General features: G+C 70.7%; 16 protein-coding genes. 8 read left to right on the plus strand and 8 right to left on the minus strand.

Annotation, left to right across the window (positions count from 1 at the left end):
• The first annotated feature begins 63 nt into the window (after positions 1-63).
• Positions 64-7,176: a PE family protein gene (locus AC5Y3Z_RS15690; RefSeq protein ID WP_473139485.1), complete on the plus strand. Its 7,113-nt coding sequence runs from the start codon at positions 64-66 to the stop codon at positions 7,174-7,176.
• A 98-nt stretch (positions 7,177-7,274) separates the two neighbouring features.
• Positions 7,275-8,435, plus strand: a complete 1,161-nt coding sequence (locus AC5Y3Z_RS15695; protein WP_473139486.1) for an FAD-binding oxidoreductase — start codon at positions 7,275-7,277, stop codon at positions 8,433-8,435.
• A 17-nt stretch (positions 8,436-8,452) separates the two neighbouring features.
• Here the strand turns inward: AC5Y3Z_RS15695 and AC5Y3Z_RS15700 are convergent, their stop codons facing one another.
• Genes AC5Y3Z_RS15700 through dnaK form a run of 4 tightly spaced genes read right to left on the minus strand, consistent with a single transcriptional unit; the run spans position 8,453 to position 12,580 of the window.
• Positions 8,453-8,836 (minus strand): heat shock protein transcriptional repressor HspR, encoded by a 384-nt coding sequence (locus AC5Y3Z_RS15700; RefSeq protein ID WP_463825504.1) that lies wholly within the window; start codon positions 8,834-8,836, stop codon positions 8,453-8,455.
• Positions 8,836-10,008, minus strand: a complete 1,173-nt coding sequence (gene dnaJ, locus AC5Y3Z_RS15705; protein WP_463825503.1) for a molecular chaperone DnaJ — start codon at positions 10,006-10,008, stop codon at positions 8,836-8,838. The genes AC5Y3Z_RS15700 and dnaJ overlap by 1 nt, the downstream gene beginning before the upstream one ends.
• Positions 10,009-10,061: 53 nt before the next feature.
• The gene (gene grpE, locus AC5Y3Z_RS15710; RefSeq protein ID WP_473139487.1) at positions 10,062-10,712 is read right to left on the minus strand and encodes a nucleotide exchange factor GrpE; all 651 of its coding nucleotides are present in this window, start codon (positions 10,710-10,712) and stop codon (positions 10,062-10,064) included.
• Positions 10,709-12,580: a molecular chaperone DnaK gene (dnaK, locus tag AC5Y3Z_RS15715; RefSeq protein WP_473139488.1), complete on the minus strand. Its 1,872-nt coding sequence runs from the start codon at positions 12,578-12,580 to the stop codon at positions 10,709-10,711. Before dnaK ends, grpE begins: the two co-directional genes overlap by 4 nt.
• A gap of 335 nt (positions 12,581-12,915) precedes the next feature.
• Between dnaK and AC5Y3Z_RS15720 the strand changes: the two genes are divergently transcribed.
• The 4 genes from AC5Y3Z_RS15720 (at position 12,916) to AC5Y3Z_RS15735 (ending at position 16,753) form a co-directional block, all read left to right on the plus strand.
• Entirely contained in the window at positions 12,916-13,608 is a 693-nt protein-coding gene (locus AC5Y3Z_RS15720) for a YoaK family protein (protein ID WP_473139489.1), read from the plus strand.
• 130 nt (positions 13,609-13,738) lie between these two features.
• Positions 13,739-15,169 carry an amino acid permease gene (locus AC5Y3Z_RS15725; protein WP_473139490.1) on the plus strand — a complete coding sequence of 477 codons (1,431 nt, stop codon included), beginning with the start codon at positions 13,739-13,741 and terminating at the stop codon, positions 15,167-15,169.
• A 120-nt stretch (positions 15,170-15,289) separates the two neighbouring features.
• On the plus strand, positions 15,290-15,862 hold the full coding sequence (locus AC5Y3Z_RS15730) for a hypothetical protein (protein ID WP_463825498.1): 573 nt from the start codon (positions 15,290-15,292) through the stop codon (positions 15,860-15,862).
• A gap of 27 nt (positions 15,863-15,889) precedes the next feature.
• Positions 15,890-16,753: a hypothetical protein gene (locus tag AC5Y3Z_RS15735; RefSeq protein WP_473139491.1), complete on the plus strand. Its 864-nt coding sequence runs from the start codon at positions 15,890-15,892 to the stop codon at positions 16,751-16,753.
• 262 nt (positions 16,754-17,015) lie between these two features.
• Here the strand turns inward: AC5Y3Z_RS15735 and AC5Y3Z_RS15740 are convergent, their stop codons facing one another.
• A complete protein-coding gene (locus AC5Y3Z_RS15740) occupies positions 17,016-17,318 on the minus strand; it encodes a hypothetical protein (RefSeq protein WP_473139492.1) in 303 nt (100 codons plus the stop codon).
• Between the two features lie 104 nt (positions 17,319-17,422).
• On the opposite strand from AC5Y3Z_RS15740, the gene AC5Y3Z_RS15745 reads away from it, so the two are divergent.
• Positions 17,423-19,249, plus strand: a complete 1,827-nt coding sequence (locus AC5Y3Z_RS15745) for an Hsp70 family protein (protein ID WP_473139493.1) — start codon at positions 17,423-17,425, stop codon at positions 19,247-19,249.
• Between the two features lie 4 nt (positions 19,250-19,253).
• On the opposite strand, the gene iniC is transcribed toward AC5Y3Z_RS15745, so the two are convergent.
• The 3 genes from iniC to AC5Y3Z_RS15760 form a co-directional block, all read right to left on the minus strand.
• A complete protein-coding gene (gene iniC / locus AC5Y3Z_RS15750) occupies positions 19,254-20,747 on the minus strand; it encodes an isoniazid-induced dynamin-like GTPase IniC (protein WP_463825494.1) in 1,494 nt (497 codons plus the stop codon).
• The gene (locus tag AC5Y3Z_RS15755) at positions 20,744-22,585 is read right to left on the minus strand and encodes a dynamin family protein (RefSeq protein WP_473139494.1); all 1,842 of its coding nucleotides are present in this window, start codon (positions 22,583-22,585) and stop codon (positions 20,744-20,746) included. Before AC5Y3Z_RS15755 ends, iniC begins: the two co-directional genes overlap by 4 nt.
• A gap of 103 nt (positions 22,586-22,688) precedes the next feature.
• On the minus strand, positions 22,689-22,928 hold the full coding sequence (locus tag AC5Y3Z_RS15760) for a hypothetical protein (RefSeq protein ID WP_473139495.1): 240 nt from the start codon (positions 22,926-22,928) through the stop codon (positions 22,689-22,691).
• A gap of 159 nt (positions 22,929-23,087) precedes the next feature.
• Between AC5Y3Z_RS15760 and AC5Y3Z_RS15765 the strand changes: the two genes are divergently transcribed.
• On the plus strand, positions 23,088-24,149 hold a 1,062-nt coding region (locus AC5Y3Z_RS15765), incomplete at its 3' end, for a collagen-like domain-containing protein (RefSeq protein ID WP_500001811.1).

Here is a 24,149-nt window from a genome sequence, read left to right on the forward strand (position 1 = left end):
TCGATTCCTGCCTACCTGTCCGCGGAAGTACCTGGTGTTGGAGGGTTTTTCACGATGTCAATCATGGTCAATGCGGACGTTTTGTCCTGGGCGGCGACGGATCTCGCCGGCATCGAAAGTTCGCTGCGCGCGGCCACCGGGTTGGCGGCGGCGCCGACAACCGCGGTGGCGGCGGCCGGACTGGATGAGGTGTCGGCTGCGGTCGCCGCGCTGTTCGGCACCCTCGGGCGCGAATATCAGGAGTTGAGCGCGCAGGCGTCGTTGTTCCACAGCCAGTTCTGCCACACGCTGACCACCGCGGCCGGCGCTTATATGGGGGCCGAGGCCGCAAATGTGTCGCCGCTGCAGGCAGCCCTGAATGCGATCAACGCGCCTGCCCAGCAGTTACTGAACCGGCCGCTGATCGGCAACGGCGCCTGGGGTACTGCGACCAGCCCCGACGGCGGCCCGGGAGGGTTGTTGTGGGGCAACGGCGGCAACGGTTACTCGCAGACCACCGCGGGTCTGCCCGGGGGCGCCGGCGGTGCCGCGGGCCTGATCGGCAACGGCGGTAGCGGTGGCGCCGGCGGCGCGGGCGCATCCGGTGGGCAGGGCGGTAGCGGCGGCTGGCTGTACGGCGGCGGCGGGGCCGGTGGAGCCGGCGGCATCGGGGCGGGCGGGGTGGCCGCCGGCGCCGGCGGGGCGGGCGGTCGCGCCTGGTTCATCGGACCCGGCGGCGTCGGCGGGGCGGGCGGCGAGGGCCAGGCCGGTACCCCGGGTATCTCCGGGTCAACTGCCGGCTCGGGCACGGCGGGCGGGACGGGTGGCAACGGCGGCGCAGGCGGCGCCGGCGGCATGTTGGTCGGGGCTGGCGGGGCCGGCGGGGCAGGAGGCGCCGGCGGCGTCGGCGGCGCCGGTGGCGACGGTGCGGCCGGTGCCAACCAGCTCACCCCTGGCCTCGACGGTGGCACCGGCGGCGACAGCGGCAACGGTGCCTCCGGCGGGAAAGGTGGCGACGGCGGTGCCGGCGGTGCCGGCGGGCTGATCGGTGGCGACGGGATCCAGGGAGCTGGCGGCCGGGGCGGTAATGGCGGTGATGCCGGCACGGCCGGTCGCGGTGGCACGGGCGGCGAGGGCACATGGGCGTATAACAACGGCGTCGGGGGCGCCGGTGGACAGGGTGGCAATACCGGCACGGCCGGCACGGGCGGCGCGGGCGGCGCAGGGTCCCAGCCCGGCGCGCAAGGCCTCAACGGGCAGATTCCCACCGACAGCGGCAGCGGTGGCACCGGCGGCAAGGGTGCCGATGCCACCGCGATAGGCGGGACGGGAGCCGCAGGCGGGCGGGGCGGCAACGGGGGTAACTACGGCACCGGCGGCACCGGCGGCACCGGCGGCGCCGGTGCGCAGGGCGGTCCGGGCGCCGACGGGTCTGCTCCGGGTCAGTCCGGTACCACCGGCGCTACCGGCGGTCTCGGTGGCCGCGGTGGACAAGGCGGTGATGGCGGTGCCCTGGGCGGCAGCGGCGGCAAGGGTGGTGACGGCGGCACCGGCGGCACCGGTGGTACCGGGGGCGCGGGCATGACTGGCGCGAACGCCACCGGTGCAGGTGAGACCGGCAAGACCGGTGGCAATGGCGGAAGTGGCGGCTTTGGCGGTCAAGGTGGTGACGGCGGCGACGGCGGCAGCGACGCGCACGGCAACGTCGCCGTGGCGGGCAGAGGCGGCGGTGGCGGCGTCGGCGGACAGGGCGGTACCGCCGGCGACGGCGGCAAGGGCGGTGACGGCAGCTGGACGACCAACGCCGGCGTCGGCGGCACCGGTGGACAGGGCGGCGACACCGGGGACGGCGGTGCCGGCGGCTTGGGCGGCAACGGGTCCGCCACCGGTGCACAGGGCCTCAGCGGGCAGTCTCCCACCAGCACCGGCAATGGTGGAACCGGCGGCAAGGGTGCCGATGCCACCGTCGCCGGAGCGTCCGGCGCAGCCGGCGGCCGCGGCGGTGACGGCGGTAATCACGGCAACGGCGGCACCGGCGGCGTCGGTGGCGACGGCGCCCAGGGCGGCACCGGTCCGGCCGCGACGAAGGCTGACGGCAGCGACGCCACCGGCTACCAGGGCGGCCAGGGTGGCCAGGGCGGCCAGGGCGGAGCGGCCGGCGCCGGTGCTACCAACGGCAACGGCGGACGCGGTGGCAACGGTGGACAGGGCGGCCAGGGCGGCATCGGAATCACCGGCAACAACAGCGCCGGTGGCACCGGCGGCACCGGCGGCACCGGTGGGCAGGCCGGTGACGGTGGTCTGGCCGGCACCGGCGCCGGTTCGGCCGGCGTCCAAGGTGCGGCGGGCACCGGAGGCGCCGGGGGTGTGGGTGGCACCGGCGGCAAGGGCGACGTCGGGCACCACGCCACACTCGCCAACGGCAGCGACGCCACCGGCTACCAGGGTGGCCAGGGTGGCCAGGGCGGCGATGGCGGAGCGGCCGGCACCGGCGGCACTAACGGCAACGGCGGCCAGGGCGGCAAGGGCGGCGACGGCGGTCAGGGTGGCACCGGAATCACCGGCACCAGCAGCGCCGCCGCAGGCGACGGCGGCAGCGGCGGCACCGGCGGGGCGGCCGGCGGCGGCGGCCTCGCCGGGCAAGGGGTCGGCAGCGCAGGCGTTAGCGGTAACGCCGGCACCGGCGGCAACGGCGGGACAGGAGGCACCGGCGGCACCGGACACTCCGGCGCGAACGCAACCGACCCCGGGGGCGCCGGTGGCTCCGGGTCCACCGGCGGGTCGGGTGGTAATGGCGGCACCGGGGGCGCCGCGGGCATCGGTGGCACCAACGGCAACGGGGGCAACGGAGGCCGAGGCGGCTCCGGCGGCACCGGCGGTACCGGCGGCGACGGCGCCCAGGGGATCAGCCCGACCGGTGGTGGCTCCCTCGGCCAAGGTGGGCTGGGCGGCAGCGGTGGTCAGGGCGGCAACGGCGGACAGGGTGGCAGCGCCGGAGCGGGTGCCGGCGCATCAGGCAACACCGGTGTCGGTGGCACCGCCGGCACCGGCGGCACCGGCGGTCACGGCGGCCAAGGCGCCGCTGCTACCAGCATCGATGGCCCTGGCACCGGTGGCACCGGTGGTAGTGGAGGCAACGCCGGCACCGCCGGAGCTGGTTCGAGCACGGGCAACGCCGGCACCGGAGGAACCGGCGGTCAGGGCGGCCAAGGTGGCACCGGCCACAAGGGCAACAACGGCATAGCGGCGGGTTCCACAGGTGGTTCCGGCGACGAGGGTGGAATGGGTGGCAAAGGCGGTACCGGAGGCGCGGCCGGCACCGGCGGGACGAACGGCGATGGCGGCCGGGGCGGTCAAGGCGGCACCGGCGGTTCCGGCGGTACCGGCGGCGACGGCGCGCACGGCACCATACCGGCCGGCGGCGGCAACAGCGGCCAGGGCGGCCTCGGTGGTGAAGGTGGCACCGGCGGCACCGGCGGGCAAGGCGGCAACGCGGGTTCTGGTGCCGGGACAGCGGGCAATTCCGGCAACGGCGGCACGGCAGGAACCGGCGGAACCGGCGGAACTGGCGGCGAAGGCGCAGCAGCCACCAGCACCACGAGTGCCGGTAAGGGCGGCACCGGCGGAACCGGCGGCAAAGCCGGCGCCGCAGGCACCAATGCCGGCGCGGACAGCGCGGGGGCCGGCGGCACCGGAGGCATGGGTGGTCAGGGCGGCGATGGCGCCAAAGGCGTCAACGCCACCGGCCCCGGCGCCACCGGTGGCACCGGCACCGGTGGCGGCGATGGCGGCCAGGGCGGCCGGGGTGGCGCGGCCGGTGTCGGCGGCGCCAACGGTGACGGCGGTCAAGGCGGCCAGGGTGGTCAAGGCGGTGACGGTGGCACTGGCGGTGCTGGCGCACAAGGAATTGAACCGGTCGGCGGCGGCACCAGTGGCCAGGGGGGCCAAGGCGGTGACGGTGGCACCGGCGGTGCGGGCGGCGTGGGCGGCAAGGCCGGTTCCGGCGCCGGCGCTGCGGGCGATGGGGGTGTCGGCGGTACCGCCGGCACCGGTGGCACCGGAGGCCTCGGTGGCCGAGGCGCCAACGTCACCGGTGCTGAGGGCCCCGGTACCGGTGGAACTGGTGGAACCGGTGGTGCCGCGGGCAAGGCCGGCGCCGGCGGAGAGGCAGTCGCGGGCGGATCCAACGGCCACGGCGGCCACGGCGGCCAGGGCGGTACCGGCGGCAGAGGCGGGAACGGCGGCACCGGTACGCAAGGGACCACGCCTACCGGTGGCGGACTCAACGGTCAGGGTGGCCAGGGCGGCGCAGGTGGTACCGGCGGCCAGGGCAGCCAGGGCGGCGAGGCGGGTACCGGTGCCGGCACAGTTGGCAACGGCGGCACCGGCGGCACCGGCGGCAGCGGCGGCCAGGGCGGCAACGGCGGCAACGGCGCCACCGCCACGCTGACCGAGGGACCCGGCACCGGCGGCACCGGTGGCGTCGGTGGCAACGCTGGACAGGCCGGCGCGGGCGGCACGGCGACCATCGGCGGCGCCAACGGCGACGGCGGCCACGGCGGCCAGGGCGGGCAAGGTGGCGCCGGCGGCCTGGGCGGCACCGGCTTGCAAGGCAGCAGCCCCGTTGGAGGTACCGACGCCCAAGGCGGAGTCGGCGGAGCGGGTGGCACCGGCGGCCAAGGCAGCCAGGGTGGCGTGGCCGGTACCGGCGCTGGTTCCGTGGGTGATGGCGGCGACGGCGGCACCGGGGGCACCGGCGGCACCGGTGGGCTCGGCGGACGGGGTGCCAACGGCACCGCCACCCAGGGCCCCGGCACCGGCGGCACCGGCGGCGTTGGTGGCTCCGCTGGACAGGCCGGCGCGGGCGGCGCGGCGACCATCGGCGGCGCCAACGGCGACGGTGGCCACGGCGGCCAGGGTGGCACCGGCGGCCAGGGCGGCCAAGGTGGCAACGGCGCCCAGGGCGCCGCACCCGCCGGCGGAACCGTTGCTCAGGGCGGCACCGGCGGCCGGGGTGGTGCCGGTGGCACGGGCAGCGAAGGCGGCATCGCCGGCGCCGGCGCCGGCGGAGTGGGCGGCGGCGGCACCGGTGGCACGGCGGGCACCGGTGGCGCAGGCGGTCTCGGTGGCACGGGTGCCGCCGGCACGGCCACCCAGGGCGCCGGCACCGGCGGTGACGGAGGCACCGGAGGCGCCGCCGGATTGGCTGGTACCGGTGGCCAGGCAGAAATCGGCGGTTCCAACGGCGACGGCGGCCTGGGCGGCACCGGTGGTCAGGGCGGCCAAGGCGGCACCGGTGGTGCTGGCGTGCAAGGCGCTGCACCGATCGGCGGCACCAATGGTCAGGGCGGAATGGGCGGCCGAGGCGGCAACGGGGGCCAGGGTGGCACCGGCGGCCTGGCCGGTGTCGGTGCCGGCACCGTCGGCGACGGCGGTGACGGAGGCGCCGGCGGACAGGGCGGCACCGGTGGCACGGGCGGCCGAGGCGCGGCCGGTGATGGGACCAACGGGCCCGGCACCGGGGGGACCGGTGGCCACGGCGGTAACGCCGGCCTGGCCGGAAACGGCGGCAACGCGGGCATCGGCGGGACCAACGGCGACGGTGGCCAGGGCGCCCAGGGCGGCACCGGCGGCACCGGCGGCGCAGGCGGCCTAGGGACGCAAGGCGCCACTCCGGTCGGCGGCGGCGACAGCGGTCAGGGCGGCCAAGGTGGCCAGGCTGGCAATGGTGGCCAGGGCAATTCCGGCGGTCAGGCCGGCACCGGTGCCGGAGCAGCGGGCAGCAACGGTACCGGCGGCACTGCGGGCACTGGCGGCACCGGTGGCATCGGCGGCCAGGGTGCATCCGGCAGCAGCGGCCTGCTGCCCGGTACCGGAGGAACGGGCGGCAACGGCGGGGCGGCCGGCACCGCCGCGGCCGGGGGCAACGCCGGCGCGGGAGGTACCGGGGGCCAGGGTGGTCAGGGTGGCACCGGTGCCGCCGGCATCGATGCCACCCAGCCCGGCGGCACTGGCGGCAAGGGCAGCACCGGCGGCATGGGCGGCAAGGGTGGCAACGGCGGCACCGCGGGTGTCGGCGGCACCAACGGCGACGGCGGCCAGGGCGGCCAAGGCGGTCAGGGCGGCCCGGGCGGGCAGGGCGGTCCCGGTGCGCAGGGCATCACACCCATCGCAGCCGGCCAGGGCGGTACGGGTGGCGACGGCGGGCAGGGCGGTACCGGCGGCAAAACCGGGACCGGTGCCGGCGCAGCGGGCCACAACGGCGTCGGCGGCACTGCCGGCACCGGTGGAACAGGCGGAAATGGTGGCACCGGCGCCGCAGCAACCAGCACCCAGGGTCCGGGCACCGGTGGCACCGGTGGCACGGGCGGCAAAGCCGGCACCCCAGGCGTGGGCGGGGGTGCTGCCGGCACTGCCGGAACCGGCGGCGCCGGTGGAACCGGAGGCGACAGCAACTACGGTCCGGGCGGCACGGGCGGCACCGGCGGCGCCGGTGGCCAGGGCAGCACGACCGTCACCGGCGGCAAAGGCGGCGCCGGCGGAACGGGTGGCAATTCCACCATCAACCTCAACATCAGCAAAGCGGATGCGTCCGGTGGTACCGGTGGCAACGGCGGCCGGGGTGGAGACGGTTACATCGGTGGCGCCGGGGGGAACGGCGGCCAAGGTGGGACCGGCGGGTCGAGCCACACCCGCGCAGCCGGCGGGAACGGCGGCAACGGCGGAGCCGGCGGCGACGGCATCGTCGCCGGAGGTGCCGGTGGCACCGGCGGATCGGGTAACTCCGCCGGCGTCGCGAGTGTTCCGTTCAGCGGCATGCCGATCCCCGGTCAGTCCCCCGGCGGTAACGGCGGCGACGGCGGAACCGGCGGCAACGCCGTCAAGGGCCGGGGTGGCGACGGTGGCCGCGGCGGTTTCGGCTGGTTCGCCGGCGCCGACAGCGATGGCGGTGACGGGGGCAACGGGGGCAACGGCGGAGCCGGTGCCGGCCCCGGCGGAGCCGGCGGTAACGGTGGCACCGGTGGATTCGGAGGTGAAGGCAGCGCGTTCTATAACACCTTCGGAGGCGAGGGGGGCGACGGTGGCAACGGCGGCCCCGGCCAGGGCGGGAAGGGTGGCGAGGGCCAGTCCGGAACGATTCCGACCGGGGTTGGCGGTGGGACCGGTGGGGCCGGAGGCGTAGGTGGGCCGGCATAGCACCCGGTGATATCGGGTCGACGCGGCGCCAGACCTCCCGCGACTGGTGAGCGCGCTCGGCGACAGAGTGGACCGCTAGGTACCTAGAATCGGTTCCCGTGGGCCTTGACGACCGGGAATCGTTACAGGTGTTGCGGGACGCGTTCAAGCCCGGCGACACCGATGTCGTCCACCGCTTCTACACCCACTGGTTCGCCCTGGACCCCGGCGTCCGCGACCTGTTTCCCCCCGATATGGCGAGCCAGCGCGCTGCTTTCGCGCACGCGATGCACTGGCTCTACGGCGAACTGATCGCCCAGCGCGCCGACGAGCCGGTGGCCTTCCTGGCCCAATTGGGCCGCGACCATCGCAAGTACGGGGTGCTGCCGGCCCACTACGCGACGCTGCGACGCGCGCTGCATGCGACCTTGCGCAGCCACCTGGACGGCGGATGGACCGACGCGATCGCCGAGGCCGCCGATCAGTCGCTCAACCTGTTTGCCGGAGTGATGAGTGGGGCCGCGGACTCCGAGGACGCTCCTGCCTGGTGGGACGGAACAGTCATCGAACACACCCGGGTGTCGCGCGATCTCGCGGTCGTGCGGCTGCACTTGGACCGACCGCTGCAGCACCACCCCGGGCAGTACGTCAACGTGCAGATACCGCAGTGCCCGCGCCGCTGGCGATACCTGTCCCCCGCCATACCCGCCGATCCCGACGGTGGGGTCGAGTTCCACGTCCGCGTGGTGCCGGGCGGCCTGGTCAGCAACGCCGTCGTCACCGAAACCCGGGCCGGCGACCGGTGGCGGTTGTCGAGCCCGCACGGCGGCCTGCACGTCGACCGCGGCGGCGACGACGTGCTGATGGTCGCCGGCTCCACCGGGCTGGCCCCGCTGCGCGCACTGATCATGGACCTGTGCCGGTTCGCCGAGAATCCGCGGGTGCACCTGTTCTTCGGCGCCCGCTACCCGTGCGAGCTCTACGACCTGCGGACGTTATGGCAGATGGCCGCACACAACCCGTGGTTGTCGGTATCGCCGGTGTCGGAATACAACCGGGACCCGCCGTGGGCGGCCGACTACCCGGACCCGTCGCCGCCACGCGGACTGCATGTCCGTCAGACCGGACGACTGCCCGACGTCGTCGCCAGGTACGGCAGCTGGGGTGACCGGCAGATCCTGATCTGCGGCGGACCCGGCATGGTTGCCGCCACCCGGGCGGCGCTGATCGCCAAAGGCGCGCCGCCCGACCGCATTCAGCACGATCCGTTGTCGCGCTAGACCCTGAGCCTGATGCGTCAACGGCGCGAGCGCGGCTGCCAGACCACCAGCGCCGTGCTCTTGGGCACCACCGCGACCTCGCGGCGCTGGTTGGCACGTAACGCCGCCACCTCTTCGGCCAATTCCTTCAGCCGGGACTGCAGGGCATCGACCTGGTTGGTCAGCTCGATGATGCGTTTGATGCCGGCGAGGTTGACGCCTTCGTCCTGGGACAGTCGCTGCACCTCGCGTAGCAGGTCCACGTCGTGCTCGGAATAGCGGCGCCCGCCGCCGGGAGTGCGCTGCGGGCTGACCAGCCCGAGCCGGTCGTAGGTGCGTAGCGTCTGCGCATGCATACCGGCCAGCTCGGCGGCCACCGAGATCAGAAACGTCCGCGCTTCCTCGCCCTTCTTGGCCGCCATCAGCGATTACCTGCCCAACCTGCCCTCGGATCGAATCCGCTGGCCCGCTCGGCGGCCGCGTAGGCTTCCAGCGCCTCTTGGGCGGCGCCTTCCAGGTTCGGCGGCACCGCCACCTTGACGGTGACGAGCAGGTCGCCGCTACCGCCACTGCGCTTGGGCACGCCGCGTCCGCGCACCCGCAAGATGCGTCCGTCGGCGGTGCCCTTGGGCACCCGGACACCGACCTTGCCGTCCAGCGTCGGCACCGAAAGCGTCGAGCCCAAAGCCAACTCGGTGAAGCTGACCGGCACTGTCACGGTGAGGTCGTCACCGTCGCGGCCGAAGACTTTGTCGGGCCGCACGTGCACGGTGACGTAGAGGTCCCCGGACGGCGCGCCGCGCAGCCCGGCCTCGCCCTGGCCGGCCAGCCTGATCCGCTGACCGTCCTCGACGCCCGGCGGGATCCGCACATTGATGGTGCGGGTGCGGGTGGTGACGCCGGTGCCTTTGCACTCCTCACAGGGGTGCTCGATGATCGAGCCGCTGCCCCGGCACTCGGTGCAGGGTTCGGAGAAGCCGAACGCGCCCTGATTGCGGTTGATCACGCCGGCGCCGTTGCAGTTCGGACACACCTTGGGGCTGGTGCCGGGCCGTGCGCCACTGCCGTGGCAGTTGGTGCACGGTGCCGGGCTGGTCAGCCGCAACGGCATCGCGACGCCCTGGGCGGCCTCGACGAAATCCAGTTCCGTCTCGGTTTCCAGGTCGTTCCCGCGCCGGGGCCGGCTGGGCCGCGGCGAGCTGCCGCCGCGGCCGAACAGGCCACCGAACAGGTCGCCGATGTTGGCGCCGCCGGACCGGCCGGCGGCGTCGAACAGGTCGTTCAGGTTGAACTCGGCACCGTCACCGCCGCCGAACCCGCCGAACCCGCCCGTGTCGAAGCGACGGCCGCCGAAGCCGCCGCCGCCGGCGAACAGCCGGCGGGTCTCGTCGTATTCCTTGCGCTTGGCCTCGTCGGACAGGACGCTGTAGGCCTCCGAAACCGCCTTGAACCGTTCGGCTCCGGCCGGGTTCTTGTCCGGATGCAGGTCCGAGGCCAACTTGCGGTATGCGGTCTTGATCTCTTTGGCGTCGGCATCGGAGGCAACGCCCAACTCCTTGTAGAAGTCCTTCTCGACCCATTCACGCTGAGCCACTTCGCGTCACCTCCTTACCTTGTCTTCATTTCCGATGTTCCTGATTCTGTGCCCTACTGCGCCTGAGTGCCGGGGTTATCCGCCGTGTCGGCCGGCTCGGATTCCAGAATGCTGGCAAATGGATCCGACTCCGCCGCGGCGGTCTCGTCGACGACGGTGTCGACCACACCGACCATCGCGTGCCGCAGCACCTGATCGCCGAGCTGGTAGCCCTGCCGCATCACGGTGCCGATCACCGGCCTGGAATTCGGCCCACCGTCGCCCTCGTGCTGCACCGCTTCGTGCAGGGCAGGGTCGAAATCCTCGCCCTCGGCGCCGAATTCGGTGAGCCCGAGCCCGGTCAGCACATTCGTCAGCTTGTCCGCGACCGACTTCATCGGCCCCGATTCCAGGTCGCCGTGCTTGCGCGCCCGGTCCAGGTCGTCGAGCACGCCCAGCAGTTGACTGACGACGTTGGCCTTGGCCCGATCGGCCGCGGCCTGCTGGTCGCGCAGTGCCCGCTTGCGGTAGTTGGCGAAATCGGCCTGCACGCGCTGCAGGTCAGCGGTCAGCTCGGCCACCTTGGTGGAGGACTCGGCCGGGCCGGACCCTCCTGGCGCCGAAGCGCCAGGAGGAACGTCGCGTACCTCGCCCGTCTCGGGATCGATCCGGCGCTTGTCGGTGACGGTCACCGGCTCCGGCTGGTTGTCGTGAGTTCCGGTCACTTGGACTCCCGGTCGTCGTCGACCACCTCCGCGTCCACCACGTCGTCGGGCCCGCCGGCCTGATCGAAGCCGCCGCCGGGTTGCCCGCCGCCGGCCGCGCCGCCCTCCGCCTGGGCGGCCTCGTAGATGGCCTGACCCAGCGCCTGGGACTCCTGGCCCAGTTTCTCCATCGCCGACTTGATCGCGGAGATGTCGTCGCCGGCCAGCGCCGACTTCGCGTCGCCGACCGCGGCTTCCACCTTGCTCAGCGTGTCCTGGGGCACCTTCGAGCCACCTTCGGCCTCGCGTTGTTCTTTGACGAACTTCTCCGTCTGGTAGACCAGCGTCTCGGCCTGGTTGCGCACGTCGGCTTCCTCGCGACGCTTGCGGTCTTCGTCCGCATGCGCCTCAGCGTCCTTGATCATCCGGTCGATCTCTTCCTTCGAGATGCCGGACCCCTCCTGGATGCGGATGGTGTTCTCCTTGCCGGTGCCCTTGTCCTTGGCCGTGACGTGCACGATGCCGTTGGCGTCGATGTCGAAGGTGACCTCGATCTGCGGGACACCACGCGGGGCGGGTGCGATCCCGGTCAGCTCGAAGCTGCCGAGCAGCTTGTTGTGCGACGCGATCTCCCGCTCCCCCTGGAAAACCTGGATCTGCACCGACGGCTGGTTGTCGTCGGCCGTGGTGAAGGTTTCCGAGCGCTTCGTCGGGATCGTGGTGTTGCGTTCGATCAGCTTGGTCATCACGCCGCCCTTGGTCTCGATACCCAGGCTCAGCGGTGTGACGTCAAGCAGCAGAACGTCTTTGACCTCGCCCCGGAGGACGCCCGCCTGCAAAGCGGCGCCCACGGCGACAACCTCGTCGGGGTTGACGCCCTTGTTGGGCTCCTTGCCGCCGGTCATCTCCTTGACCAGGTCGGTGACCGCGGGCATACGGGTCGAGCCACCGACCAGAACCACGTGGTCGATGTCGCCCACCGAGATGCCGGCGTCGGCGATAACCGACTGGAACGGCTTGCGGGTGCGGTCCAGCAGATCCTGAGTGATGCGCTGGAACTCGGCCCGGGTGAGCTGCTCGTCGAGGAACAGCGGGTTCTTGTCCGCGTCGACGGTGATGTAGGGCAGGTTGATCGAGGTGCTCTGGCTCGAGCTGAGTTCGATCTTGGCCTTCTCGGCGGCTTCACGCAGCCGTTGCATGGCCATCTTGTCCTTGGTCAGGTCGATGCCGCTGGTGCCCTTGAACTTCTCCACCAGCCAGTCGACGACGCGCTGGTCCCAGTCGTCGCCGCCGAGGTGGTTGTCACCGCTGGTGGCACGCACCTCGACAACGCCCTCGCCGATCTCGAGCAATGACACGTCGAAGGTGCCGCCGCCGAGGTCGAAGACCAGGATGGTCTGTTCTTTCTCGCCTTTGTCCAGGCCGTAGGCCAGCGCGGCCGCGGTCGGCTCGTTGACGATGCGCAGCACGTTGAGGCCGGCGATCTGGCCGGCGTCCTTGGTCGCCTGACGCTGGGCGTCGTTGAAGTAGGCGGGAACGGTGATCACCGCGTCGGCGATGTCCTCACCGAGGTAGGCCTCAGCGTCCCTCTTCAGCTTCTGCAGCACCCGGGCGCTGATCTCCGGCGCGGTGTACTGCTTGCCATCGATGTCGACCGACCAGTCCGTGCCCATGTGGCGCTTCACTGATCGGATGGTGCGGTCGACGTTAGTGACCGCCTGATTCTTGGCGGGCTGGCCGACCAACACTTCGCCGTTGCGCGCGAACGCGACGACGGACGGCGTCGTCCGCGAGCCCTCGGAGTTTGCGACGACGACGGGGTCGCCACCCTCCAGAACTGCGACGACGGAGTTGGTGGTCCCGAGGTCGATGCCGACCGCACGAGCCATAGTGATTTCCTCCTGAATGTGTAGAGCTTCGTTGTTGCACTATGCTGAGTGAACCCCGCTCAAGACTGCTCCGTCCGACACCTTGCTGTCAACTCGGACTTGAGTCTAGTTCACTCAACTTGTCGATCATGCTAACGGCAGACTGCCGAACTTTGTTCCCGGGGCGGCGCCGGATACGCCGTATGCAGTCGCTATGAAAACGCAGAATTCGCGAAATAAATTGCGTGTCGGCTCTTATATTTGTGGCGGGGCAAGTACAGAACGGGGAGTGGGTGTCTAGCAGCATGGCGCCGAGTGAGCAAGTACGTAGGAGCGGCCTGTCGGCGCAGGGCAGGATGCTGGCCTACAGCGCGGTGCTGGCGCTGATCGCCGGCTGGGTGAACGCGGTGGCGATCCTGACCTTGGCCGTTCCGGTCGGCAACCTCACCGGTGTCACCACCCAGATCGGCATGGACACCGCCCACCCGTGGCGTTACGAAAGCCACGTGCTCGGCGCGATTCTGCTGGGCTTTCTGCTGGGAGCGGCCGTCGCCGGCACGCTGCTGTCATCGAATCGGCAGCCGCTGGCCCGTCGGCACGCGGCGGTATTGACCATCGAGGCCATCCTGCTGCTGGCAGCCGCCGCCGGCGTCACCGCGGACAAGAACGAGATCGCGCTGCTCGGCATCGAAGAGACCGCGGTGCAGGGGCTCTTCGCTGCGGCGGCGCTCGGCATGCAAAACGGGCTGACGTCCAGCTTCCGCGGGATGGCGGTCCGCACCACCCACTTCACCGGCACCGTCACCGACCTCGGGTTAATGCTGGGCCGCAGCCGCGAGCACGGATTCGACAAGTGGAAGGCGGCGATTCTTGCCACCACGCTGCTGATGTTCATCAGCGGCGCGGTCGCCGGCCTGTTCGCGGGCGCGAAGTTCGACGGCTACGCACTGGCGGTTCCCGCAGTGATCTGCCTGACCATGGGTGTCGTGAACGTCGCAGTGAGCCGTGCGCCACGCGAGGTCCCGGCGGCTGAAGTGATCGCCGTCTGAATCTCTCCCGAGTCCGGTCGGGTGAATTGCGGCAGCCGGGTTGACACGGCACGCTCACGTCGTGCTGGTGAGATAGCCTGACTTCCAATTCTCGCAAGACTTCGCGGTAGCTACGGCGATAAGGAACCGGATGACACCGTCCGCTAATGCGCTGGAGCGCGAAGACGAGGGGTATCACAAGGCGCTCAAGAAGCGTCAGATTCAGATGATCGCCCTGGGCGGCGCAATCGGGACGGGACTGTTCCTCGGCGCCGGCGGCCGACTCGCCTCTGCAGGCCCGGGCCTGTTCATCGTCTTCGGAATCTGCGGTGTTTTCGTCTTCCTCATCCTGCGCGCCCTCGGGGAACTGGTGCTCTACCGGCCGTCGTCGGGTTCGTTCGTGTCCTACGCGCGCGAGTTCTTCGGTGAGAAGGTGGCGTACGCCGCCGGCTGGATGTACTTCCTGAACTGGGCGATGACCGGCATCGTGGACACCACCGCGATCGCGCAATACTGCCGCTACTGGCACATGTTCCAGGTCATCCCGCAATGGCTGTTGGCGTTGATCGCACTGATCGCGGTGCTGTCGATGAACCTGATCTCGGTCAAGCTCTTCGGGGAGCTGGAATTCTGGGCCGCGCTGATCAAGGTGCTGGCGCTGGTGACGTTTCTCATCGTCGGCACGGTCTTCCTTGCCGGCCGGTTCAAGGTCGACGGCCACGACACCGGCTGGTCGCTGTGGAGTGACCACGGCGGGCTGCTGCCGACCGGCCTGCTGCCGCTGGTACTGGTCACCTCGGGAGTGGTATTCGCCTATGCCGCAATCGAACTGGTCGGCATCGCGGCCGGGGAGACCGAGGATCCGGAGAAGATCATGCCGCGCGCGATCAACTCGGTGGTGTTCCGGATCGCTGTCTTCTACATCGGATCGACCGTCCTGCTGGCGCTGCTGCTGCCCTACACCGAATACAAGGACGGCGAAAGCCCCTTCGTGACGTTCTTCAACAAGCTCGGTATCTCCTGGGGCGACGACCTGATGAACCTGGTGGTGCTCACCGCTGCGCTGTCCAGCCTGAATGCCGGTCTCTACTCCACCGGCCGGATCCTGCGGTCGATGGCGATCAACGGCAGCGGTCCCAAGTTCACCGGTGTGATGTCGAAGAACGGGGTGCCGTTCGGCGGCATTCTGTTGACCGCCGGAATCGGGTTGTTCGGAATCGGATTGAACGCGGTCACACCGAAGCACGCGTTCGAGATCGTGCTGCACATCGCCGCCACCGGCGTGATCGTGGCGTGGGCGACGATCGTGGCCTGCCAGTTGCGCTTTCACAAGCTGACGCAGGCCGGTGAGCACGAACGGCCGAAGTTCCGCATGCCGCTCTCGCCGTACACCGGGTGGGTCACCCTGGCGTTCCTGGCGGGTGTGCTGGTGCTGATGATGTTCGACAAGGAATACGGCAAGTGGATGATCGCGGCCATGCTGCTCGGCATTCCCGCGCTGGTCGGCGGCTGGTTCCTGGTGCGAAACCGGGTGCGGGCCGCCGCCGATGCCCGCTCGGTGCACGAGCCACCCCCGGGCTGAGCACCATGTAGCGGTAACGCTTTGCCTACGGCGTCGTTCCAACCGCGCGTCGCCGCAGCAACTTGCGTACGCACGCCCTTACTCTGACTTCCTGATATCTGAGATTGCAGGGAGTAGCGCGTGCGGTTATTGCCGAAGGCACGGTTAGGCCTGCTGGCCGTTGCCGTGCTCGTCGCCGGATGCAGCACCACGATTGACGGCAGGCCGATCGCCGCCCCGGGCGGTCATGGGCCGGCCGAACCGACTTTTCCCACGCCCCGGCCCTCGGTTCCCCCGCCGCTGGCGCCGACCTCCTCCCCCGTCGCGCTCCCACCCACCAACCCCGGGACCACCAGTAGCCCCGCGCCGGGCGCCATCCCGCTCAAGGCCGACGACAACGGCTATGTCTTCATCGAGACAAAATCGGGCATCACCCGCTGCCAGATCAATAAGGAGAGCGTCGGCTGCGAGGCGCCGTTCACCAATTCGCCGATCCAGGAAGGTGAGCACGCCAACGGGGTGCACATCACCGCCGCCGGCAACGTGCAGTGGATCCTGGGCAATCTCGGCGCCATCCCCACCGTCACCATCGACTACAAGACCTACGACGCGCAGGGCTGGACGATCGTCGCCACCAAGGACGGCACGCGTTTCGAGAACAACGGCACCCGGCACGGAATGTTCGTCAGCATCGACAAGGTCAGCACGTTCTGACCGGCCGCCGACCTATACCATCGACTCGTGGCAAACAACGGCCCACCTGACGACTTCAACGAACAGCCGACCCAGTACGGGGGGTTCGGCGGCCATCCGCCGCAGGGCCCGCCCGCCGGCAGGCCGCCGCAGGGCGGGCCCTATCAAGGTCCGACTCAGCAGGGCCCACCTCCCGGGGTGCCGCAACAGCACCAGCCCACCGTCCAGGGCCCGCCGCCCGGCAACCCGTCGCAGAATCAGCCCACGGTTCAAGGTCCCCCGCCCTCCGGTCCGCAGTATCAGCCGACCGTCCAGGGCCCGCCGCCCGGCGGCGCCCAGTACCCGCCGGGTGATCCGTCGCTGATGCACCAGCCGACCGTGGAGGGCAGACCGCCACTGGGCCCCGAGTCGCAATACCCGCCCGGCGACCCGTCGCTGATGTACCAGCCGACGGTGGAGGGGTCCCCGCCCGACCAGTTCGCACCGCTGGACTCCGACGACCCCGATGCCGACGCACGGCCCTGGTACCGCAAACCCGTGACGCTCGCCCTGTGGGCGGCGTTGGTGCTGATCCTGCTCGCCCTGATCGCCTACGGCGTCAGCCAACTGTTCGGCAGCGGCACCAGCCCAGCTCCCGCACCGAGCACCTCCTCAACGACCAGCACCACGACAACCACCACCAGTGAGTCCACTAGCACGACGACCACCACTACCGAGTCGTCCAGCGAAGAGCCGAGCGAGCCGAGTAGCCCGGCACCCGCACCGCCGAACAACCCGCCTCGCAGTCAGCCGCCCCAACAGCCGACACAGCAACCGACCCATCGCGGCCCGCATCTGCCGCAACTGCCGCCGCTGCCGCCGACAATCACGATTCCGGGCGGACCCACGATCACGGTGCCGAAGCTGCCCTGAGTCAGGTCACCGATCGGCAACGGGCCCGCGTGGCTGTGCTCTGGGCAAGGCTCTGACAACTAGCATCGGCAGCCGTGACCAGGTACGACCCGCCGGATTACGGCGCCAACGACCCGACCGTTCACGGCAATTACGGCTATGGCGCCACCGGCGTCCCGGCGTACGGCCAGGGTCCGGAACCCGAGCCCACTCCCGGCTGGCGTAAGCCTCTCGCCCTGGTGGGCTGGGGTGTGCTGATCGCGGTGCTGTTGGGGCTCATCATCTACGGCATCGTGTTGCTGGCCCAGGGCCGCCCGAGTCCGGCTTCGGTCACCACCACCACCACTCCGACGACGACGACGACGACGAGCACGACGGCTACGTCAACGTCCCCCACGACGACCACCACCACGACGACGACCACGACCACGACCACCACGACGACGACGACGACCGAGACGACCACTTCCACGACGCCGACCACCACGTCCGCCTCGCCTACCACGACGCCGGCCGAATCCCCGAGATCCGGTGTCCTGCCGCGGTTGCCGTCGCAGATCACGCTGCCGTCGATACCCACTGTCATCAATTTGCCGCCGGGCCTGTGACCCGTCTCCGTCGGATCCGGGGCGGCTATGGTGGGGAACGGCCGTCGACCGTCAGCGAAACAACGGACACAGGGGTGGGGACATGAGCGAGCCGCTCGGCTTGTCGATCGGGGTGGCCAACCTGGTCGCGGCACGCTCGGGTAGCGCCCCGGTCGCCCGCACACCGGTACTGACGCTGTTCGACAACCGGCAATCCGAAGTCGGCCTGCCCGACGAGAACCCGAACCTCACCGAGTCCGGCCTGGTACTGCGGGGTTTTGTCGAGCGGGTCGGTGACCCGTCGCCGCTGGTCGCTGCCGACGGCACCAAATACCTCGGCCAGGCACTGACCATCGAGGCGCTCGAGGCGATGGCCCGCACCGTCGGCTACGGGACCCCGATCACCGTCGCCGTCCCTGCGTACTGGTCGCAGAACCAGGTCGCCGCGCTGCGTCAGGAACTGTTCGCCCAACCGGACCTCGCCGCCAAAGGCGGGACGCCGACGCTGGTCTCTGATGCCACCGCGGCGCTGGCGGCGCTGGCCACTCAGCCCGGGTTCCCCGCCGGCGGCGTCATAGCCGTGTGCGATTTCGGCGCCGGCGGTACCAGCATCACGTTGGCTAACGCCGGGGGAAACTTCGACCAGATCGGCAGTACGGTCCGGTACAGCGAACTTTCCGGTGACGAGATCGACCAGCTCATCCTGAACCACTTGCTGACCGTCGCACCCGGAGCCGACACCACCAACCTCTCCGTCACGGCGACCTCGATGGGGTCGGTGACGCGGATGCTCGGCAGCTGCCGGACCGCCAAGGAACAACTCTCCGCGACAACAGTGGCCAGCATCGCGACCGGCAACCCCGGAGGGGCTCAGCACCTTTCCCGCAGCGATCTGGAACAACTCCTCACCGCACCGCTGGACCGCTTCGTCGGCACGGTTCGAGAAGTACTGCAGCGCAACGGAATTGGTCAGCTCTCTGCGGTGGCGGCGGTCGGCGGCGGCGCCAACATCCCGCTGATCGCGACACGTCTGTCCGAAGGACTGCGAGTACCTGTCCTCACCCCGCCGCAGCCGCTGTTCAGTGCGGCGGTCGGGGCAGCCACTCTGGGCACCTCAGCGGGAGCGGCCACGGGCATCGGTCCCGCCGTGGACATGCCGACCGGCATCGTCGGTGCCGCTGCGGCCGCCGGCGCCGCCGGTGCCGCCACGATGGCGTCGCCTACCGCGCCCACGACCGAACCCACCGGAGCGGTGCCCACCGAGGCGTTTCCCGAGGACGCCCGCAACGAGACCGACCGCGCCCTGGCGTGGTCGGAAGACAGTGGCACCGGGATGGAACCGGTCCCCTACTCCGGTCCCGCCGACTACACCAGTCCTGGTGAGCCGGTGCTTGCGCCCGGGTACACCGGTCCCCCGCAGGAGCCCGACGTCGACGAAGCCGAGCTCCCGCCCTGGTACCGGCGTCCGGCAATCTTGTTGAGCCTGTTCGGTGCGGCCGCGGCGATACTGCTCGCCGTCGTGCTGGCGCTCACCGTCGGCGACACGAGCACCAAGCCGGTCGTCACCATCACCTCGCAGCCGCCGCCGTTCACCACCAGCACCACCGGTTCGGACGGCCTGCCCACTGAGACGGTGGTGACGCCGCCCCCGACCGTGGTGACCACGGCTACGGAGACCACGACCACCACGGCGCCCACCACCACCTCGTCCAGCACGTCGACGACGACCACGACATCGACGACCACCACGACGACATCGCCGTCCACCAGCACGACCACCGCGCCGACCACGACGCGGCCCACCACCAGCAACCCGCCGACCACCTCGGCACCCCAGCCCACCACGCAGGCCCCCACCAGCAGCGCGGCACCGGTCCCTCCGACCACCGCGGCACCGGTCCCGCCGACCAGCGCGGCGCCCGGCGGCTGAGCGGTCAGCGGCGTGCGGAGAATTCCGCGAGCATCGCCTCGGCGCTGCGCACCGCCGCACGGCACGCCCTGGTGGTGAACGGATCGTTGAGCGGATGCTCGGCGCGCCGGCGCCAGTATTGCGCCGCGGCGAACGCCTCCCGCTGAGCCACGTGCGGGTTGGCCGCGTACTCCTGCGGGTCCACCCCCAGTCGGCTCGCCGGGTCGGTGCCAGAGCCGCCGATCATCCGGCGCAGCGCAGCGATGTCATCTTCTTTCAAAGTCGTTGTGCGCGAGGGCAATAGACTCAACAACCGAAGTTCTTCGAACGCGTGGGTGTCGGCCAGCAGCGGATCGATGTCGGCGATGACGTACGGCGTGGCCATGACCGGATGCGTCTCGACGAACCTGCGCAGCGACACCAGAGCGGTATGCGCCTTGAGCATGTCCGAACGCTGCGCGAACTGCTGATCGATCACCCTGCGCAGCGCCACCAGCCCGCTGCGCTCCAGCAGTTCAGCGGCCAGTGCGGCCGCGCTGGTGACTCCGGCGGCCAGCACCGCGATCGAGATCCGGATGCCGAACATCCCGAACCGTTCCAGCAGTTGCGCACGGATGGCGGCGTCGATCGGCAACGGACTGTCCGGCCGCACGAATCGGTCGACGCTGAGCAGCGCCCTGTTGAGTTCGGTGGCATCGGACCCGGCCAGTTTCGACAACGCGACGAACTCGCCCTGCCGCAAGGTGCGCGCCGTCATCGCCAGCAACCCGGACACCGGGACCACCGCCTGGCAGATGCCGGTCTGAGTCATCTCGCTGGTGAACCGTTTGGCCACGTCGTTGGCCGACAGCATCGCGTCGATGCGACCAGCACCGATCTCGTCGGCCCGCGACGCCACCCCGATGATGCCCAATGCGCCCGCCGACCCCCCGACCAGCCCGCCGATCTGCTTGAGCAGCGCGATGTCGGCCGCGTTGAGGGTGCGCAGCAAGAAGACCACCGCATCCACCCGGGGCACACCGTCGTCGGGGACCAACAGCCGCAGCGTGCGCTCGGAGGCCTCCCGGGTCAACGACGATGTTCCCGGCGTATCGATGATGGTGGCCTGCGTCAGTTCCTCGGCGGGCCACTCGACGTGCAGGTCCACCACATCGACGGGGTCCAGCCGGCGCAGGTCGAAGCTCAGCCCGTCGCGGTGCGTGATCGGCACGTTGCTGCGCCGTCCGCCACGGTGGTTGGCGGTGACTTTCGGAGTGGGGCCGTGCCGGAACCACGTCACGATCCTGGTGGCCTCCGTCGCGTCCGTCGGCGCGATGTCGTCGCCCACCAGGGCGTTGACCAACGTCGATTTGCCGGCTTTGAGCGTGCCGGCCAGCGCAATTCGGATGGGCTCGTTGAGGCGCGCCCCGATGCGTTCCAGTTCGTAGAAGACATCGGGACGCTGGCGGTAGGCCGGTTCGCCCCGGTAGGCCTGAATAGTTCCGCCCAGAATCGCGCGGACCCGGTCGCTGGTGCTCACGGTTTCCCGAGACTCACCGGTGCTTGCAACTTGTTCAAGTTGTCGGTGATCTGGTCGAGGATGTTCAGCTGGCGTTCCAGCTCGCGGACCCGGGTGTCGCGTTCGACATCCTCGAGGTGCGCCGCGGTGACCGTGGCCTGCAGCGATTCGTTGAGCGAGCGGGTGAGCTCGATCGCGATGCCACGGTAGTGATCGCGCAGCGTGCGGTGGATCGTCTTGAGCCGGTCACGCGACTCCTTGCCCACCACGAAAGAAACCTCGTCGACGAACCGACGCACATTGGCTTTGGCTTCGGCCCGGGCCCGTAACAACCGACTCTGTTTCTCCTCTTTGTAGGCCATTCGACCCAGCAGCAGCCCTGCGCCCACCGACACCGGGTTGAACAGCCCCAGACCCGCCACCGAGGACAACATGCCGATCATCACCACGCCACCGTAGGAGCCCCGCAGTCCGGACAGCGCCTTCTGACCCTTGCCCTGCGGCTTGGCTTCCAGCTCCGCCAGCGCCTTGAGTTCACCGAAGTGTCCGCCCATCAACCGCGAGGTGAGCTCGGGCGACATGACCGAGTTGAGGCCAGCGTCGGAGAACGATCGGGCGACGTCGAGCGCCAACACCTCGGCGCGCTGGTAGGCCCAGACGAAGTTGTCCCCGACCGCGGTGGCGATTGCATCCTCGGCGTCGGCACCGATCTCGGCCCAGTGCAGTGTCGGGTCCGTCGCATCGATCTGACGCTCGATGTCGTCGGTGACGGCGCGAAACCTGGAGCGCAGGTCGTGATCCACGTCGTTGCTCAGATCGGTGAACCCATCGTTGAGTACCTGCTGCCACAGTGCGGTCTGCTCGAGCGCGTCCTGGGCTTCCTTCTTTCGCCTGGCCAGGTCGTCGGCAAGGCGTTCGCGCAGCGCCGGGTCGTTCACCGAGGACAGTTCCGATCCGGCTGTGATCGTCAATTGCTCTGCCGCCGAGCGGATTTCACCTAGCACCTCGTCGCGCACCCGGTCGGTCTCGCGGGTGAGCACCTTCTCGCTCAGAAATTTGATGATCGCCGGGAAGTTGGATTCGTCGTTGAGTTCCTTGTCGTTGAGGCTCACGGCGTGACTGCGCAGCAGCGACGACACCGGGATGATCGGCATCGGGACCCGCGCGCGCTGCAGGTGGTTGGCATTGGTGTTGACGACCTGCCGCCAGTACGGATACAGGTCGGTCTTGGTGGCCACGACCACGCCGACCGGACAGATCTGCGACGCTTTGCGCAGGAACCACATTTCGGGTGCGGTGAACTCCTGGCTGGTATCGCTGACCATCAGGATCGCGTCGGCATCGGGCAACAAGCCGAGCGTGGCCGACAGGTGTGGTTGTCCGTGGCCCCCGACGCCGGGACTGTCGATGAACGACAACCCGCCCTGCAGCAACGGGCTGGGTGCCCCGATCTCGAGCCGCATCACTTCCCGTCCGCCGACCTGGGGCGCTTGGCGCACATCGGTGTTGACATCGTCAACCGGAATGTCGACGGCGGCGGTTTCACCGTTGGGACCGGCCTTGACGACAAGTCGCGCTGATGGTTGAGCCGCATAACTCACGCTTGTGATCACGACGGTGGCCTCGTCGTCACCGACCCGTGCCACCGGCAGATTCAGCAACGAATTGAGGAGTTGGCTTTTGCCCTGTTTGAGCTGACCGGCGATCACCACACGGATTCGCGGGTCGCTGATCCGCTCGCGCGCCCGTCGCAGGCGCTGCACCATGTCACTGCGCCCGTGCAGCTCGGCGATCGCGACGGTGTGGTCGATCAGTTCGACGATCACGCTGACCCGACGCGGGTCATCAGCTTGCGTCACCGCGCCGCCCCACTTTCTTGATCGCGTGCTTTCCGATCACGTTATGCGGACAAACCGGCGGGGACCATGAAGGTCCCCGCCGGTTGTCTGTCAGGTCGCCGAATCAGAACCCGTGGTGTTCAGCCGGACCGTGCGATTGCGGCTCGGTGTGCGCCGGCGGCGTGTGCCCGGCCGGCTCGTGGCCGAACACCGACGGGCTCTGCGGCTCGTGGTGGGTCGGCTGCTGGACCGGCTCGTGCTGCTGCGGCGCGGGCGTCGGAGCGTGCTCGGCCGGTGCCGGGTGCGCCGGGGTCGGCGTCTCGGTCTGCGGCGTCGGGGTGTGCGGGGCCGGCGCGTTGATCACCGGCGGATGAGCACCGCCCGGCGTGGTCTCGTGACCCGTCGACCCACCTGGCGTCTGGATGACGGGGCCGTGGCCGCCCGGTGTCGTGCTGCCCGCACCGCCGGTGCCGGCACCGCCGGTTTGGATGACCGGGCCCTGACCTGCGGGGACCGTCGATCCGTGTTCACTCGGGCCGACGCCACCCGCACCTGCGCCAGCTCCACCGGCAGCGCCGGCACCCGCTCCAGCTCCAGCGCCGGCACCAGCTCCAGCTCCAGCTCCTGCGCCACCGGCGGCTCCGGCGCCCGCTCCGGCACCGCCGCCGAGCACGGTTCCTTCCTGACCGAGGATGTCGCCGTGTCCGCCTGCCGCGGGCCCGCCGTGGGTGCCTGGGTTCGTCGCGACGCCGCCGGGTCCGGTGGCACCGCCGGCCACTGCGCCGCCCGCTCCGGTCGCTGCGGCACCGCCAGGCCCCGCCTGGACGCCGGCACCTGCGCCGGCCGCACCGGTTGCAGCGGCCGGTTGCGGGTTCGGGTGGCCACTGAGGGGGGCATTTCCGCCGCCGCCGATACCGAGTCCGGCGCTACCGGCAGCACCGGCCTGACCCCCGACGCCGACACCGCCCAACGGTCCCCCGACGTGGGCAGTACCAGCACCATTCAGCGCTGCGCCTTCGCTGGCGATCAACGCGGGTTGGCTTGCCGCGGCCTGACCGGCGAGAGCCGCCTGGCTGGTAACGCCCGCCTGCCCGGCGAGTCCGGCCTGGCTGGCGATGCCCGCCTGGCTGGCTACACCGGCTTGACCAGCGACGCCCGCCTGGCTGGCGAGGCCGGCTTGCCCGGCAAGACCAGCTTGGCTGGCGAGGCCGGCTTGACCGGCAAGACCAGCTTGACCGGCAAGGCCGGCTTGCCCGGCAAGACCAGCTTGACCGGCAAGGCCGGCTTGCCCGGCGAGACCAGCTTGACCGGCAAGGCCGGCTTGCCCGGCGAGACCAGCTTGACCGGCAAGGCCGGCTTGCCCGGCGAGACCGGCGTGCCCTGCGGCGCTGGCAGCAGCTTGGCCGCCGATACCGGCAGCGGCCTGACCACCAACAACACCACCGACAGCGCCACCGGCCTGAGCACCGGCACCTATGCCACCGCCAAGACCCCCACCGATGGCACCACCAGCCTGCCCACCAACACCGACAGCGCCACCCACCTGGCCACCAGCACCAACGGCACCACCAAGACCCCCACCAAT

This window comes from Mycobacterium sp. NGS61 (assembly GCF_059812325.1).